This is a genomic window from Luoshenia tenuis, from assembly GCF_014384745.1.
GTDB lineage: Bacteria > Bacillota > Clostridia > Christensenellales.
Genome location: NZ_JACRSO010000001.1, coordinates 312,828 through 330,259 on the forward strand (window position 1 = coordinate 312,828; position 17,432 = coordinate 330,259).

Annotated in this window: 14 protein-coding genes; all 14 read right to left on the reverse strand. The window is 53.5% G+C overall.

Annotated features, from left to right (window positions below):
* Nucleotides 1–116 precede the first annotated feature (116 nt).
* The gene (locus H8699_RS01510) at nt 117–1,097 is read right to left on the reverse strand and encodes an extracellular solute-binding protein (RefSeq protein ID WP_249284162.1); all 981 of its coding nucleotides are present in this window, start codon (nt 1,095–1,097) and stop codon (nt 117–119) included.
* Nucleotides 1,098–1,263: 166 nt separating this feature from the next.
* On the reverse strand, nt 1,264–2,241 hold the full coding sequence (locus H8699_RS01515; protein ID WP_249284163.1) for an extracellular solute-binding protein: 978 nt from the start codon (nt 2,239–2,241) through the stop codon (nt 1,264–1,266).
* Nucleotides 2,242–2,369: 128 nt separating this feature from the next.
* Nucleotides 2,370–3,767: an MATE family efflux transporter gene (locus H8699_RS01520; RefSeq protein WP_249284164.1), complete on the reverse strand. Its 1,398-nt coding sequence runs from the start codon at nt 3,765–3,767 to the stop codon at nt 2,370–2,372.
* Between the two features lie 34 nt (nt 3,768–3,801).
* Nucleotides 3,802–4,707 carry a nickel pincer cofactor biosynthesis protein LarC gene (gene larC / locus H8699_RS01525; RefSeq protein ID WP_249284165.1) on the reverse strand — a complete coding sequence of 302 codons (906 nt, stop codon included), beginning with the start codon at nt 4,705–4,707 and terminating at the stop codon, nt 3,802–3,804.
* A 350-nt stretch (nt 4,708–5,057) separates the two neighbouring features.
* On the reverse strand, nt 5,058–5,333 hold the full coding sequence (locus H8699_RS01530) for a YlcI/YnfO family protein (protein ID WP_147518312.1): 276 nt from the start codon (nt 5,331–5,333) through the stop codon (nt 5,058–5,060).
* Between the two features lie 127 nt (nt 5,334–5,460).
* A complete protein-coding gene (locus H8699_RS01535) occupies nt 5,461–5,841 on the reverse strand; it encodes a (deoxy)nucleoside triphosphate pyrophosphohydrolase (RefSeq protein ID WP_249284166.1) in 381 nt (126 codons plus the stop codon).
* Between the two features lie 155 nt (nt 5,842–5,996).
* Complete coding sequence (locus tag H8699_RS01540) at nt 5,997–6,263, reverse strand: hypothetical protein (protein WP_138295351.1); 267 nt, start codon at nt 6,261–6,263, stop codon at nt 5,997–5,999.
* Between the two features lie 25 nt (nt 6,264–6,288).
* A complete protein-coding gene (gene yidC, locus H8699_RS01545; RefSeq protein ID WP_249284167.1) occupies nt 6,289–8,406 on the reverse strand; it encodes a membrane protein insertase YidC in 2,118 nt (705 codons plus the stop codon).
* 135 nt (nt 8,407–8,541) lie between these two features.
* Nucleotides 8,542–10,746 carry an LTA synthase family protein gene (locus H8699_RS01550; RefSeq protein WP_249284168.1) on the reverse strand — a complete coding sequence of 735 codons (2,205 nt, stop codon included), beginning with the start codon at nt 10,744–10,746 and terminating at the stop codon, nt 8,542–8,544.
* A gap of 97 nt (nt 10,747–10,843) precedes the next feature.
* Entirely contained in the window at nt 10,844–13,381 is a 2,538-nt protein-coding gene (locus tag H8699_RS01555) for a polysaccharide pyruvyl transferase family protein (RefSeq protein ID WP_249284169.1), read from the reverse strand.
* Nucleotides 13,382–13,461: 80 nt separating this feature from the next.
* On the reverse strand, nt 13,462–14,625 hold the full coding sequence (gene glf, locus H8699_RS01560) for a UDP-galactopyranose mutase (protein WP_249284170.1): 1,164 nt from the start codon (nt 14,623–14,625) through the stop codon (nt 13,462–13,464).
* On the reverse strand, nt 14,618–15,556 hold the full coding sequence (locus H8699_RS01565; protein WP_249284171.1) for an NAD-dependent epimerase/dehydratase family protein: 939 nt from the start codon (nt 15,554–15,556) through the stop codon (nt 14,618–14,620). The genes glf and H8699_RS01565 overlap by 8 nt, the downstream gene beginning before the upstream one ends.
* 21 nt (nt 15,557–15,577) lie before the next feature.
* Entirely contained in the window at nt 15,578–16,633 is a 1,056-nt protein-coding gene (gene rfbG / locus H8699_RS01570; RefSeq protein WP_249284172.1) for a CDP-glucose 4,6-dehydratase, read from the reverse strand.
* On the reverse strand, nt 16,634–17,413 hold the full coding sequence (rfbF, locus tag H8699_RS01575) for a glucose-1-phosphate cytidylyltransferase (protein WP_249284173.1): 780 nt from the start codon (nt 17,411–17,413) through the stop codon (nt 16,634–16,636).
* Between the last annotated feature and the right edge of the window lie 19 nt (nt 17,414–17,432).

Consider the following 17,432-nt stretch of genomic DNA (forward strand, 5'->3'; position numbering starts at 1 on the left):
AGGTTTCGCCATTTTACCATGTTCACATTCATTGGCAGGGTATTAAACGCATAACAAAACGGGGCGAACCTTCTTCGCCCCGTTTCAAATGTTTCACTGCCATCAAGCGGCTTTCTCTAATACTGCCACTTGGCCAGCAGCCGCTCTTTCTCCGCCGCCGTATCGTTCGACATATCGGCATACTGGATATCCGTAGGATAGTTCGTGATGGTAAAATCCTTATCCTTATAAATCTTCTCCGGGAAGAATTTCTCCTTTTCCATGGGCACCAACGTATTGAGCAGATAATCAAATACCGCCTTTACGCTCTCGCGCTGTTCTTTGCCCTTGACCATAGCCATTCCATAACTGGAATAAGGCGAGCCCTCTTCAAAATACAGGATCTCAAGATCCGCGCCGTTGTTGATCTCGGTCACGGTCTGCGCCGTCATCGCCAGGCCGATGGCCGCCTCTCCTTGTACCAGGGCATTGACCGGTCCGGAGCCGGAGGAAGTATACGCCAGCACGTTGGGGGTCAGCTCTTTGAAGTACTCAAAGGCTTCTTCCTCACCCCATGCGTTGACCAAGCTCTTAAGGAACATATACCCCGTGCCCGAAGATTTCGGATTGGGCATAGAAATCAATCCCTTGTACTCGGGCTTGAGCAGATCCTGATAAGAGGCCGGCACCGCCACACCCTTATCCGCAAGCAATTTGCGGTTGATGGCAATGCAGCCGCCGTTGCGCAGCTCAGGCAGCACGTTCATGCCCGGATCTACCAGCTCGTCTAAAAACTGCGTGGTATCATAGCTCGAAAGGTCGGCCAAAACGCCGCGCAGCTTGTCCACATAACCATATTCCAGGTCATAGGAGATATCGCACGCAGAACCCGTACCCTCCGCCAACAGCTTGGCGGCCTGGTTTCCGCTGGTCATGTATTCGATGGTGATCTGATAATCCGGAAACTGCTTGTTCAACTCCTGCTGCAAAAATTCGTTGCGGTATTCCTCCGCGCTGGAATAGATGACTACCTTATTATCCGCACCGCCTCCGGCGCAACCCGCCATGGAAAGCGCCATCGCAAGCGCCAACAGGCATGCGGTCAATCGCTTCTTCATCTGCTATACCCCTTTCGCTAACGTTCTGTTTTCGCATTTTAGCATGTGAAATGAACGTCAACAAGGGGATGTACCCACGGAAGTCCTACATTTTACAGAATGTTTACAAGAGTTACTTATAAATCAGTCACTTCTGTTTACATCCGGTATTAGAACATACGTTATTTTAGTACTTCCATTTCGTTAGCAGCCGCTCTTTTTCTGCCGCCGTATTGTTGGACATATCGGCATAGGGGATGTCCTGTGGGTAATTATCGATGACAAAATCGCGATCTTTATAAATCTTCTCCGGGAAAAACAGTTCCTTGTCTTTTGCCACCAGTGTGTTATAGAAATAGTCGAACACTTCTTTCACACAGGGCCGTTCATCCTTCCCCTTCACCATCGCCATAGCATACAGAGAGTATGGCGATCCCTCTTCAAAGAAAAGGATTTCTAAATCAACTCCGTTATTGATTTCAGTAACCACCTGCCCTGTCATTGCCAGGCCGATAGCGACTTCACCCTGTACCAGGGCGTTGACCGGTCCAGAACCAGAAGAAGTATATTGCAAAACATTCGGCGTTAACTGATCAAAATATGCATAAGCCTCTTCTTCACCCCAGGCATTGACCAAGCTTTTGAGGAACATATATCCCGTTCCTGAGGATTTGGGGTTGGGCATCGAGATCAATCCCTTGTACTCCGGCTTTAATAGATCCTGATAACAGGTCGGCGCCGCCAGTCCCTTCTCCTCTAACAGCTTACGGTTGATCGCAATACAGCCGCCATTGCGGTAATCCGGTAAAACCTGATGCTGTGCGTCGACCATTTCGTCAACAAAAATCGAATCATCATAGCTCGAAAGGTCCGCCAAAACGCCCCGAAGTTTATCGATATAACCATACTCTAGATCGTAAGAGATATCGCAAGCCGTACCCGTTCCTTCTGCAAGCAGCTTAGCTGCCTGGTTACCACTGGTCATATACTCAATGGTGATTTGATAGTCTGGAAATTGCTTATTCAATTCCTGTTGAAAATACTCATTACGGTACTCTTCCGCGCTGGAGTAGATCACCACTTTATTATCCGCTCCACTTGTACAACCCGCCATCGGCCATAGCATTATTAAACATAGTACTGCTGCAAACCAACGCTTTTTCACTTATGTGCCCTCCTAAAAAGTTCTATTTTCAAATTATAGCACATATAATGAACAAATTATCCTATTTTTACAGCAGATATATTAATATTATATTTCATTTTTCGAATCATTGTCTTTGAAATGTACATTCATCTTTGTTGAGCCAAAATATTCAACCGTCTTTTCCACCTGCCCCGCACAAAGCGCAGCAGCAAAAGGCAGCACCTGCAGGTATTATCCGCCACCATACAGCACCAAACCGCCTGCAACCCTCCATGAAAGACGCAAACGCACATCAGCGTCCCTGCGATGCGCACGCCCCACATCGTACCGGCCGAAATCATAAAGCTCGCCCGTGTATCGCCGATGCCGTTGCATACGCCCTCCATAATGATCGCTACGGCGAACAGAGGCTCGGACACGGCAACGATGCGCAGTACCGAGGCGCCCAAGGCCATCACCTCCCGGTCCCCGGTAAAGATCCCCATTAAAGCTTCTGGAAAAGAGAAGAGCGCCGCACCCATCAAGGCCATCAAGGCAGCAGCGATAAAGGTGATGGTCAAAGAAGTGTCCCGCAGCTTCTTTTCATTGCCCTCGCCCAGCGCGTTGCCCGCCAGCGTGGAGGCGGCCGCCTGCATACCGTAGCCCGGGATATAAAAAGCCTGCTCGGCGGTGAGGGCTATGGAGTGGGCGGCCAGTGCCAGGGTACCCAAGCGGCTGACCAGTCCGGTAAAGACCACCTGCCCAAGGCAAGCGGCCACGCGCTCCCCAGTTACCGGCAGGCCGATAGAAATAATCCTGCGCATCAGCGCTCTGTCCACGCGCACCCCGCACTGCCTGGGCGAGAGGGTGGGATGCCGCCAATAGGCCCGGGCCATCAGCGTCCCGCCCAGCACGTGGGACAGAGCCGTGGCAACGGCCGCGCCTCGCACGCCCATCCCCGCGCCCCAAAGGGGAAGCGCAACAAATCCAACATCCAGCAAATGCGCCGGGTTAATCAGCAGATAATTGAGCAGCACATTGCAAACATTCATCGCCAAATTGATCAGCATCGGGCGCCTGGAATCCCCCGCGCCCCGCAAAGCGGATGCAAATACGATATTGCCGGCGCGAAATACCATCGGCAGGCAGGTAATGGCAAAATAATCGCCCGCATCCTTGGCAAGCGCTGCCTCCGCCCCCAGCCAATATGGAATAAAGGGTGCCAACGCAACCGTCAGCACCCCCATCAATATGCCTAGGAACAGTACCAGAAAGACGCCTTGCGCGCCGGCCTTTCGGGCGCGCGTTGCATCGCCTGCGCCCAACGCCTGGGCAATACAGGCCAGTACGCCTATCCCCATGGCAAACAGCGGGCCGTTGACCAGCCAGGTGCAGCTCATCGTCAGCCCCACCGCGGCCGAAGCCGCCGCGCCGATCTGCCCCACCATGGCGGTATCGGCATACTGCACGGCAGTTTGCAGCGCCTGTTCCAATACAGCAGGACCGGCCAGGTTGCCGATCCGCCGCAGCATCTCCCGATCTTTCAGAACAGCCCCGGAAAACATATGCTCCTACTCCTTACCTGCAGGCAGCGTCCCTTTATTCGCCCCATACGGCGCGCACGCAGTTGGCAGCGGGGAAATCCTTATTTCCCATGCCATAACCTACAGCCATCATCCGCATGCCCGGCATAGGCCCAAACTCAGTGGCAAAATAGCGCAGCAGCGCCGCGCCCGTAGGGGTGCAAAGCTCGCCGCGGATCGCGCTGCCGTAAACCGGCAGCCCCATCAGGATATGCGCTGTCGCCGGCGCGGGAACCGGGAGGATCCCATGGGCGCAATGGACCTGCCCACTGCCCAGATTGATGGGCGAGGCCACAATTTTATCGGGCGAGAGCATCTCCATCGCCAGGCAAACGCCCACGATATCCGCCAGCGCATCCACCGTGCCCACCTCGTGGAAGTGAATCTGCTCCACCGGCGCGCCGTGCGCGTGCGCCTCCGCCTGAGCGATCAACCCATAGACCGCCAGCGCATCCTGTTTGACGCGCTGAGATACCGGCAAATGGCCGATCTGATGCGCGATGTCCGCCACGCTGCTGTGGGTGTGCTCATGGCTGTTTCCATGCTCATGTCCATGATTATGCTCGTGAGCATGTTCGTGCTCGTGGGCATGTTCATGGCTGTGCCCATGCTCATGTTCGTGCTCATGGGCATGAATATGGTTTTCCTGCCCCTGCGCCGCTTGCTCTGCAGGATGATGCACTTCGTGGGCATGTTCGTGTGTATCCAGGCTCAATTCCTCCTGTCCCCCAATCGTAACTGCCATGTGCGTACCATGGATACCGCACTTGACGCTCTCCTCCCGGGCCACCCTTACGCCGGGAAGGCCCAGCGCATTCAGCTGCTCCAGAAAAGCATTACCATCCGGCAACAACTCATATAGGGCTCCCATCAGCATATCGCCCGAGGCGCCCATATTGCATTCCAAGTACAATGTCTTCATCGTATCTCTCTCCTTTGCATTTGTGGGGTTCAGCCATCCTTCCACTGATTAAGCGGTACTGCCATATTCGTAATACACAAAAAACAGCAATACCAACTTGACTGGCGTTATTTAAGCGGCTCACCCGGCCTTAGCATTCTCTTTCGCGTGCAATAAAAAAAGGCACACGAAACACGCAGCCTTCTGGCATCAGCGCCGGCTCCTGTCCGCACGCTGTCTGAATAAAAAAGCGGCCGCCACGGCCGCCTAATACCCTTATGTTCGCCTGCCCTCATACGGGGAAACGCCCTGATATGCCTAGTATACAAAAAGAATACTGGCCTGTCAATTCTCACAGGCTTGTGGAAATGCTAGATTCTCTCCGCAGCTTTTTTAGCCGGCCGGCCCCGCTTTTTGTGCTGGGCCTCCTCCTGCTTTTTCGCATCACCTGAGGCTGATGCCACTTCATCTTCATCCAGCATCGTCATCGCCACGCGCACGGCCTCTACCACAAAAGCCGTAAAGGAACAGTTTTTTCCGCTAAGCAGCGTTTCCACCTGACCAAGCAGATCATTGGGGAATCGAATGCTCTTGGTCGTCGTTTCCGGCGAAATCGGAATCTTAAATTTCTTAATATCTTCTTTCACTGGTAAACACTTCCACTCTTTTACTGTAAACTTCCTTTAATGCCATTATATCCCAAACTCTTTGCTTCTTATAGCCTACAGTTATATGAGTTTAATATGACAAACGTATTACAAAATAATTGCAACATTATCCCTTTTGCAACTGTAAAACGATATCTCGGTCGGCCGGGCAAAAAGCATAGTTGCCTAGCTCGCCAGGCGCAACCCATACCATCTGCGCATGGACGCGTTTTTCCAAGGTTCCTTCCAGCCACTGCGCCTCCCAAAAGGAAAGATGGACGGTTCGCTCCGGGTAGGTATAAACCGTTTCCGCTACCGGCCGCACCGCGCGCACCCGTATGCCCAGCTCTTCCCGGCACTCCCTCTCCAGGCACTGGGCAAAGGATTCGCCCGCCTCCCTTTTTCCACCAGGGAACTCCCATAGATTCGCGCAATCGCCATCCGCCCCGCGCTGGCAGATCAGCAGTTTATCCGCCCTGCGGATGATGCCAGCCGCCACTTCAATCATAGCCCTGTATCCTTTCCGCCCTTATCTAGAACCAATACTTTATTATTCTACCATAGAACCCTATCCCCACGTATCGACTTATACGCAAGGTATCTAAAGGTCTAGTCTCTATAAAAAAGCGCCGGCTAAATGCCGGCGCTCTGATACGCTTTGCCCTATTTTCCCTGCTCGCGTTTAGCCGCTTCACGGGTCAGCTTTTTCTCCAGCGCCTGCATCTTGCGCTTTTTAAAGAAGAAGGAAATCTTCTTCCAAAAGATACCTACCGCTACACCGCCGGCGATGAACACGCCCGCCACCACCTGGATCAGGTAGCTGGTCGTTGCCGGGTCGAGGTAGGCAAAGGCCGTACGGGAGAGCAGCAACGTGGTAAATCCAAAGAAATAGGTGAAACAAAACAGCTGTTTGGCAATCCTCTTTTTCATCATAGACCTCCAAATATTCTCTAATTTATTGCATTTCCATCATTTTTCGATAGGACGAGTCCGCCTTAGCGGCCACCGCATCCATGACATAATGCGCCGTAGCCTCGCCGCTGTGCCCCAGGTTGAACACATTTTGATCCAGCACCTCAGCGATATGCTGGGCGTAATCCTCACGCTTGTCCAGCAGCTCGGCAACCACCGCGGCTACTCCATCCATCTTGTCCGGATCGATCGTGGTCCCCAGCTCGGTGCGCAGCGCCAGCTCCAACGGCACGATTTTGATCTTATCGTGTTCGGGATTGAGCACCTTCATCGGCGTATTGACGAACAGACTGGGGCGCTTAGTGGCATAACTGAACTCATGGGCGATGCCCGACCAGTCGGTAATCACCAGATCCGCCGTAAAAATAGTCACATTGGAGGAAAAATCCGTTTCAATGCGGAAATCTTCGCCAAAGCGATCCTCATAACGGTTAATCAACTGCTGCATCTTTACCGCAAAGCGCTTTACATATTCCGGGTGCGGGCGCACGGTGATATCATATCCCTTATCCAGCAACGCGGCCAGCATCTCGTCAATGCAGCTGTCCAGGATATTGCCATCCTGCCAGGAAGGGGCGATCAGGATCTTCTTCACCGGATTCTCGGTCTTCTCCATGGCCTCATAAGCGGCGCACAGGTTGTCCAACAATCCGTATCCGCAGGGCACCAGTTTTTTCTCCGGCAGCCCGTAAACTTTTTCGGTTTCCCGTATCTCCGCCATCTGCTGGGGACCAACGCACAGTACCGTATCAAAATAGTCAAACGCGCCCTTGGGTACGCCCATGTGGGTGCTGAGCGGATCGTGAGGGATATAGATATACTCTATATCCTTGCGCACATACGAGCGCTTGAGGTGATAGGTCTGCAGGTTCGGCGTGGTCATCACCACCACATCCGCGTCGATCTTCATGAACAGCGGGATCAGCCGGTTATCATCTACATAATAAGGCACGAGCCGTGGGTTGTCCATCTTAAAGATCGCATCGTTCGGGTCGCTGGTCAGGTAATGGATGGTAATATCGCTCTGGGCCAGCAGCACGTCGATCATATTTTCAAAGTACTTATAAAAACCGCTCTTTTCCGAGTAGATCAGCAGCTGCTTTACTTTTTTGCCTTCGAAAAAGCGGGCATAATCCGTCTTAGCCTTGGCCTTTTGCTCCTTGGAGGGTTTGAGCTGCGCCTCAATCTTCTTGCTTTCCGCCAGGTGGACTTTGCTCTCCTCCAGCGCGTCATAATCGATGAACTTTTTGGGATCATACATCCAGTTGAGCAGGTACAGGGTAAAGATCGCAAATACGTTGCCCGCGATCCAGTAAAGCCCTACGCCTACCGGCACGATAAAGGCGAAGTAGGTGGAAAACGCCGTAAGGAACACAGCCATGCCCCACCGGCCCAAGAAGCCCTGCTCGCGCTGGAGCACGTTTTCCTTGTTTTGGAAAAAGCACAGCAAAAACGCGCTGACGCCGCTGAGTACCGGGATGAGAAAATAGCCGTCCAGCCGCGTGATATTCGGCAGCAGCGACAGGTTCAGGCCCAGGAACTCCAGGCGCATGCCCTGGATCTGACTGATGGCGCCGGCGACATCCACCCCCGGCACCTGAAGGCCGGAGAAGAAGCCTACAAAGCTTGGATCGTTGATCAGCTCAATCACTTTTAGCTGCGCAGTAGAGCCCAGGTCCACCCCCGGCAGCAGGGCCGCCGCCTGGTTGACAAAGGCGTTGATCAGCTCCGTATCCAGGTGCAGCAGATGCTGCAGCGGATTATATACCACCATGATCAGCCCGAGGATGATCGGCACCTGGATCAGCATGGGGATCATGCCAGCCAGGGGATGGTAATTTTCACGCTTGTAAAGCGCCAGCTGCTCTTCGGCAATCTTATCCTTATCCCCTACAAAGCGCGCGCCGATCTCATTGAGCTCCGGCTGGATGCGTACCATCTTGATCGAGTTTTTCTGCACCCAGATGTTGAGCGGAAATAAAATCACTTTCGTCAGCAGCGTAAAGGCCAAAATTGCAATTCCATAATTGCGGATGAGCACGTAACACAGCCACATCAAGTATCCAAGCGGGATACCTACTACCGTGTTGATAATATCCATCGCCCACTATCCCTTCTCAAACAATAATCTGCTTACGCAAGCGCCAAACCGACACTTTGCGACAAAACACATTTAGTATAGTACAGCCGCCCCGCAAATGCAAGAAGCATGAAAACATACACCATAGTTTGCCAGTTAGGACAGTTTGAACCCCTTAAGCTCCAGCGCTGAATGATAGCCTTGATAGTGGTGTTCAAACCAGCCCTTTGGATAAGAATCCGGCATCTCAATGCGTATCAATAGTTTTCTGTCCTCACTCACCAGTTCTGTGGGAATCTTAAAGGTCAGTGTTCCATTGTTCTGGGTCACGGTTTCTGAAAATACTTTTTCCCCTGCCCCTTCTCCGGCATAAATCATGATGCGCTGAGAACCATGGGTTACTTCTCCATACTGTATCTCACCTGTCAGCTCGCCGCTCTGCGGCAATTCTCCTTCTAGCGTCATGGATATCAAGGCTTGCTTCGAGCCTAAATGGACCTGGTCAAAGTCAAGTTTTAATGCGCCATAGTCAAAGATATACCGGTCATCTAAGTCATCTCCAGAATAGCGCAATTGTTCTCCCAACGTATATGGATTATACGCCGGCAGGGCCCGTTCGCCTCCTTCTACAGGGTATAATTTGCCTGTAGGTACAACATAACCAGCATTATTGCTATCATCTGGGAACAACAATTCTATGCAGTCATACGGTTCTCTTCCGGTGTACGCCTCGTCCTTCGCGCTTGCATCCACCAGGGTATAGCGGTAAAACACGCGCTGTTCCTGCCCGCCAACCGTCGTATCGAACGCAGAAACGCCATATTTACCATCTTCATTCATGCCTATCGCATCCATTAGCGTGGCCTGAAAATTGTCGTGCGATACAGGGTTGTCCGCCTCGGCCAGCGGGCCGGTATCGCCCGGGCGCTTCACCATCAGCAAGGGATTGGTGACTACGCCATTAAAATAGCCATGATCCGCCAGAAGGATAATCGTCGCATCATCATATAGACCCAGATCCTTGAGCTGTGACATATAATCAGATACGATTTTCAATACGCCACGGCTGGTATCAATAACATCTGCACCTTCTACGGGTTGTACATTTTCATCGATCGTATTAGGGTAGTGCGCGCCATGGAGGTGAATAAACTTCATCTCTTTCGCGCTTTCACCTATCTGTATCCCGTCTTCCATCATTCCCTGATAAAAATCAGCATTGTTATTATCCGTAGAATAAGCAGAATCTCCGCTCTCGACGCTGCGAATCTTTTGGAATTCATCCTCCCAGAACCAAACGTATTTCTTTAGCGTCTGCGGAAAATATTTAGATGCTGTAAAGCGATATAGCTTTTTAAACATCGCCCAATTAGAGGTGGGTACCAATTTTTCTTGTGCATAGTTGTTTACCGTGCCTAACATCGTCTCAGGCACATAGTCTTCAGAAGTATAGAGATCGATCTGGTAGCCGGCCTCCTTCAAATCGGTTAAAAAGCTATTTTCCGCATACGCCTGATTTAGATACTCTCCATAATCCTGCTGGGGTATATTGGCTTTGTTTGTCAACAGATATGGAATTGAGTAGTTCGTGGTGGAGAATTTACCTACTGTATTAGAAAAATGTGTGAATCCATCAAAACTCTCCAGCGCTTCAGGATGTTCTTTTGAAATCATTTGGTAATAATCCTCATCGAACATGTCCAAAACGAAGACGATAACATTGTCCTGCTGGCCGACTTCATACAAAGCTTTGTCGGTTAAGAACAGGTCGGCGCCGCGGTTTTCAAACGCTCCGTCCGTGGTGAGAAGTAAAATCCCCAACGTCACCACCTGAACCGCTACTAAACCGCTAGCCAGGATGCGCAAAGCATTCTTCCAAAACTTTTTACGCAAAAAAAACAAAAACACCGGTATTGCCAAGCACAAAAACCAGATACCTAAATTAATTATTTCCTGTTTAAGAAACAGATCCCACTGGATGCTCTGTCCGTTAAAAATCCCGAGATCCAAATTGAGAAAATTTCCTTGCAGCCAAAAGCCTAGCCCCGCTCCAAAAACAAGGCTTGTATAAACGCCCCTTACTTTACCGCGCAGCAGGCACCCCAGGCCAAAAGAAAGGCCAAATGCGACTAGTCCTGCCAGTACAACGATCCACCATATTTGGGAAACTGAAAACCACAGCTCTTCAATATTGCCAAGTACCAAATCCATCGGGCCGTATACGCACAGCGTAAAGGACAGCAGTAAACAAGCTAACGCCAAGGTTAATAGCTTATGTTTTCTTTTTTGGGGAGCATTGCCTTGCTCTTCCAATTCTTTTTGCAACCGGGCTATACGCTGCTCTATGGTTTCTTCGTTCATTGATAGCTTCTCCTTAAAATCCTATTTTCACCAAGGCCTAGTTTATCACGCGCTGCAAATGAAGTAAAGTTACAAACCTGTAACAAAACCATACGCCCTATTTACGCTTCAGCTTCCGCTTTATCTTATTTGGCAGCGCGCAAACGGCTCTGGCCACGCGGTAGGGCGCCGATGAGCGAATCGCATTTAGCTGTTCTTGAAGTGCCCGGGCATATTGCTCTAAAGCCTCAAAGCGGCCGCTGATATCGCCTTCAAGACGCTCTAATCTCAGCGCTAAATCCTGAGTCACGCGCTCTTGCATAGCATCATGGTCCTGCTTCAACTTAGCTAATCGTTCCTCTTGCCCCTGTATCTGTCCTTCAAAATGCTGTATGGCTTTCCCGTGGTAGACTACCGCCTCCTCGTGCCGCTGGACATGCCCCCAAAGCTCGCTTAAGCGCGCATCCAGCCCGGCAACCTCATCTCCTAACAGATCCACGCCCTGTGGGAGCCGCTCTTCCGGCGCTTCCAACGCTGCTTTAAGCCACTGCAGCGAACGCTCACGCCACTCTTCCAGCACCTGATCGGCTTTAGTAAAATCAATGTCATGCAGCAGATCGCCTCTGCTATAAAGCTCCTCCGGGGTTTCGATCAGGCGCGCGCCTAAGCCTAGTTGCTCCAGTAGGGAGTAAAAGCGCGTCGCCCCGCGCCCTTGGTTGACGATGGCGATAAAGGGTTTATGGAAAAGGATCGCCATACAAGTCCCGTGGAAGGAATCCGTTATCACAAAACGGCTCTGAGCAAAATTCTGCACCCAGTCCTCCATCCTGGCGCCCACATGCACGCCGGGATGCTGCCGGGCAGCCCCCTCGCCTTTAAACGCATCGGTCACAATGCTGGGCTTGAGCGCCATTTTTTCGGCCGCAAAGGAGAGCGCCCGCACTTTTTTCTCATCCAGATCCAGCAAGTAGGCGCCCAGCGTCCCCTCGTCCACATCCAGTTTCCCCTGATGGGCCAGCGCGCTAATGTGCTTACTGTCACACAGAAACAGGGGGTCGAGCACCCACTCCGCCTGCACGCCGAACAAGTCGGCGCATAGCGATTGGCCGCTCTTTTCCCGGACGGAAACCGCGCTAAACCGGGAGAGCAGATAGGCTACCTTGCGCCGCTGCTCCGGGCTGCCCTGCCAGTATTCCCGCCCAAAGGAGGCCGCGTAGGCGATCTTGCGCTTATCGGTATGGATCGCGTCCAGATAGAATATCTCGCCAAAGGGGGCGTCCAGCTCCGGATGCCAGATCTGGTCAGAGCCCACCATCACCGTATCACACTGCCCGTTTAGTTTACGCATCTGCAGCTTGTTCTCCGGCCGCACAGTAGCGTAGGAGGGGTAGGGATTGTGCGCAAATAAAGGCGGAGCATCCTCACCGCCCCAGGCGGCTGTTTTTGGCCGCTCAATCATCAATACATCCTTCCCCATGTCCTGCAGCACGTGATACAGCGCCCAATAGGTCAATTCTGAGCCGTAATTCCGCTCGCTCCAAATGCCTACAAGGCCGATATCAAACCGCCCCTGCAGGGCCTTTTGTACAGCAGTATCGAATTTCTCGGTTTCCAGCAAATTGAAAAACCGCTCCCGCGCAGGATGCGCCTGGGAGTGAAAGGGACGGTTGGTCTCCAGCAGCTTTGTGGGCAGCTGGCGCAGGGTCTTGAGCTTGGGCGCAATGGTTTCAAATAATTGTGCGCCCTTTTCTGAGTTGACCAGCACCATACTGGTCCCTTTCTGGTCGTCCAGCTCGGGATCGACCCGGTCCACATACCAGAAATCGCCAATCGTCATATCGCCGGTGCGCGGCAGCGCGGAATAAAGACATTCCTCGCACACCTGCGGCATGAAGAGCCTTGCATGGTAGCCCTGCTGGTACGCATCGTTAGACAGATCGCGCTTGATCTCCCCTCCATCTTTCAGCATGGCTACAGCGGTCACGCAATTCCATCCTGTATTCTTTTTATCGCGGAATTGGTAGGATAAAATCGCGCTCTCCCCGAAAGTATCCTTTAAATAGCGCTTGAACACCTGGGGATCCGGCGCGTAATGGCAAAGCAGATCGATAGTGGTCAACCCCTGACGGTCACCGCCCAAGAAGGCGTACAGGCCGGCGACCTGGCAGGGGCAGCCCACAAAGAGCACGGGCTTACCGCGCTCCAGGCATTCGCGTACGTCGCGAAAGGTCAGCCCCATCTCGCTGCGCATGTATTTGCTGCGCTGTAAACGCGGCAGATCGGCTGGATCAGTACTGAGGATATGCTCGGCTAAAAAGTCCTCCCCATATACTGCGCCGCATACGCCCCCGCCGAGACGCCATATCTCCTGCGCGGCCAGTGCAAAGATGCCGCCCGAGGAGCTTTGCATCCGCACATCGTCCTGCGCCATCGCCGCATAGCAGGGCGGTTCCGCCGCCCGCTGGGGCAGGCGCGCCTTGAGCTGCGGGCAGACCGCCCGGCAGCGCCCGCAGTTGATGCACCGCTCCTCATCGATCCCGGCAGCCGGGCCCTGACCTTCCACATGGACCGGCAGGATCGCATCAGTCGGACAGGCATTGCGGCACGCGCCGCAAAAAGTACATTTATTTTCTCCTGCAAGCAAGACCCGCTTCATCTGCTGTTTTCCTTTCCATTTATGTCAAATAAACAATGGACCGAGCGCCGCATGCAGCGTTCGGTCCTTTCATCCAAAAACTATGCGCCAAAGTGCGCACGAATCTGTTTGCAAACTTCCAGCGCACGCGCCAACGCATCGTCCATATTGTAATAGCGGTATTCCGCCAGCCGGCCGCACAACACCATATTCTTGACGCTATCAGCCTTAGCTCTGTACGCAGCGTAGCTTTTGGCCGATTCTTCGGTTGGAATCGGGTAATAGGGCTCTGCGCCGTTATCCTTCGTATAGGTCAGCGGATATTCCACCGCGATGGTGCTGGCCCCCTGAACATCCTGCTCGGGCAGCTTCTTATACTCCGTAATACGGGTATAGCCCGGCGCCTGCGGATAGGCCACTACCGGCGCCGCCTGGTAGCTGTCCACAGCATGGGTCTGCCACTCAAAGCGCAGTGAGCGATAGGGCAGCGCGCCAAAGCGCTGGCCGTATAGTTCATCCAGCGGGCCGGTATAGACCACAAGCCCCGGAGCGGCGCCCTCATAGAGCAATTCGCAGCCGTCCGCAGTAAAGGTCAGTTTTTCCGCCGCATCCGTATGAAGCTGTACCGTAATATTGGGATGGTCCAGCATGCGTGCTACCACACCGGTAAATCCCCCCTCCGGCATGGCCTGATAGGGATCGGAGAAATATCCGTCCTCATAGGAGAAAAGCACCGGCACGCGTTTGAGCACGCTGATATCGATCTGCGAAGGATCGATCCCCCACTGTTTGGCTGTATAAAGGCTGTAATCCTTGGCAAAGAGGAAATCCGCATAGGCCTTGACCACCGGGTCTTGGCTCTCGAGCATCTCCACGATGGTGGCCCGGTCCCGTCCCGGATATTCCATGGCCAGATGCTGCTTGATGCGCTCCCCCTCCTCCCCGGGGAAAAAGTCGTCGATCGTCTTAAAATTAAAGGGGGAAGGCGTATAGCGTCCATCCATCTGCACCATGCACCGCAAATGGAAAGGTTTCCATTCGGCAAAGCGCTGCAGGTAATCAAACACCTCTTTTTTGCGGGTATGGAAGATGTGCGGCCCGTAGCGCTGCACCAGGATGCCGCTATCGTCCACATAATCGTAAATATTGCCTGCGATATGCTCCCGCCGCTCGAGAACCAGCACTTTTTTATCCAATTCCTCCGCGATAAAGCGCGCCGTCACCGCTCCACATAGCCCCGCGCCTACCACAATGGCATCAACCATTTTTCGTTCCACCTTCGCCATTTAATTTCGCGCGGTAATGCGCGATGACCGCCGCGATCCCCTCGCGAAAAGGAACCTGGCAGGTAAATCCCGTATCCGCTTGCAGCGCCGCCGTATCGATGGCCGAATTGGGCAGCCGGCTGTCTTTATAAGGCACATCCCCCACGCCCAGCGGCAGCGCAGGATCGATCAGATCCCGCACGATATAGAGAAACTCCGCCAACGGGCGGTTATCGCCATTGCCCACCGCATAAAAAGCGCCGGCTTTCCCCTTTTCTCCGCCCGCGATCAGCGCCGATACCGCATCGTCGATCTGTACAAAATCCCAGCGCTGCTCCAGCTTGGTTACAGAGGGACGCTGCCCGCGCAGCAGGGAATCGATGGTATAGAAAAGGACGTTTTTATCCTCCCGCCCTACGCCGTAGATTCCGGTAAAGACCATGTAGACCATCGGCAGGCCCAGGCTCGAGGCCAGTTCGCCGCACAGATAGCGCGCCGCCACTTTTGCCGCGCCATAGGCGTTCTGCGGCGTAGGCAGGCTGTGCGGGCCGATGGGCGCCTCGTTATAGAGGTACTCCATCGTCGACCCGGGCAGGATGATCCGCCCCGCATTTAGCTGCGCCGCCAACCGGACGCAGTTCAGGCTATAGTCGATATTGGCCTTTTGCAGCTCGAAGTCTTCCCGCGCATCTGGCGCAACGCCCTGCCAGGCCAGATGATAAAACACATCCGGCCGGGGTATATTCGTCGTATCCAGGGCCGCAATGCCGCTCAGCTCGCAGGGCAGAAACGTCACCAGCGGATCCTGCGGCAGGTTGCCGCAGCACCCTTCCCGGTCCAGCGCGGTCACCGCTACGCCATGCTCTACCAGAGCGCGCACCAGGTGGCTGCCTAAAAAACCGTTGGCGCCCGTCACAAGGACTGTCTTCACGTTTATAGTACCTCCCGGCTACTAAGCCAGATATGCCTCAATCTGGCGCTTCATTTCCTGGGCCACGTCGCCGCCGGCCAGGTACACCTTGCTAAAGGCCACCGTCATCTCGATGGCATCGGCGATGTGCCAGCGCGGCTGCCAGCCAAAGGTCCGTTTGATCTTCGCACAGTCCAGCTTGAGCAGCCCCGCCTCGTGCGGCGCGTTGCTCTCGGAAAGGTTGATCCATTTGGCGCCATCGCCCCAAGCGCTGCAGAACAGATCCGCCAATTCACCGGTGGTCACGCAGTCGCAGTCATCCGGGCCAACATTATAGCTCCCCTCGTACGCTGCGCGCTCCTCATACTGCCGCTGGGCTACCATCAGGTACGCACACACCGGCTCTAACACATGCTGGTAAGGCCGGGTAGAGTAGGGATTGCGCACGACGATGTCCTCGCCCTTTTCCATGGCGCGGATGCAATCGGGAATGATGCGATCCTTAGCAAAATCGCCCCCGCCAATCACGTTACCCGCCCGGCAGGTGGAGACCGCCACATCCATCCCGCTAAAGAACGCCTTTTTATAGGAGCTGGTCACAAGTTCCGAACAGCTTTTGGAATTGGAATAGGGGTCATAGCCGTCCAGCACATCGTTCTCCCGGTAGCCCCAAACCCATTCATTGTTCAGATAGACCTTATCCGTGGTCACGTTGACCACGCTTTTGACCGAGGGGCACTGCCGCACGGCCTCCAGCAGGTTGACGGTACCCATCACATTGGTCTCATAAGTATATACGGGGTTGACATAGCTCTCCCGCACGATGGGCTGGGCCGCCATATGGATCACGATCTCGGGCTGAGCCTTGTCCATCGCCTCTTTTAAGTGGGCAAGATCCCGCACATCCCCGATGACAGAATCGATCTTTTGCGCAATGCCCGCCGCCTCAAACAGGCTGGGCTGCGTGGGCGCTTCCAGCGAATAGCCGGTTACCTGCGCGCCGGCCAAATACAATACCTGGCACATCCAGCTGCCCTTAAAGCCCGTATGCCCGGTGATAAATACCTTTTTGCCCCGGTAAAATTCCAGATCCAGCATCTACTTATCCCACACTTTCCAGGGCGCGGTGCCCTTTTCCAGCAATTCTTCCAAGTATAGTTTTTCGCGCAGGGTATCCATGCACTGCCAGAACCCGTCATGCTGATAGGCCATCAACTGACCGTCCGCACCTAAACGCTCCAGCGGCTCGCGCTCAAACATGGTCGCATCCCCGTCGATATAGTCGATCACCTGCGGCTCGAGCACCATGTAGCCGCCGTTGATCCAGCCGCCGTCCTCTTTCCGCTTTTCGGCAAATCGCTCTACCATGCCCTGGCCGTTGATTTCCAGCGTGCCAAAGCGGCCGCCGGGCTGGATAGCCGTCATCGTAGCCAGCTTGCCATGCTGTTTATGGAAATCGTACAGCGCGGCGATATCAATATCGCACACCCCGTCGCCATAGGTCAGCATAAAGGTCTCATCGCCGATATAATCCCGCACGCGCTTAACGCGGCCGCCCGTCATGGTGTTCAGGCCAGTGTCGATCACCGATACCTTCCAGGGCTCGGCTACGTTGTTGTGGATAATGATCTTGTTATTATCGGCAAAATCGTAAGTGATATCCGAGCGGTGCAGGTAATAGTTGGCGAAATACTCTTTAATTACCTGCGCCTTGTACCCGCAGCAGATCACAAACTCGTTAAACCCGTAGTGGGAATAGCTTTTCATGATATGCCACAAAATCGGCTGTCCACCGATCTCGATCATCGGCTTGGGCTTCAAATGGCTTTCTTCCGAGATACGCGTACCGAACCCGCCGGCTAAAATAACGACTTTCATAGTTTTTTCCTTTCTTCAT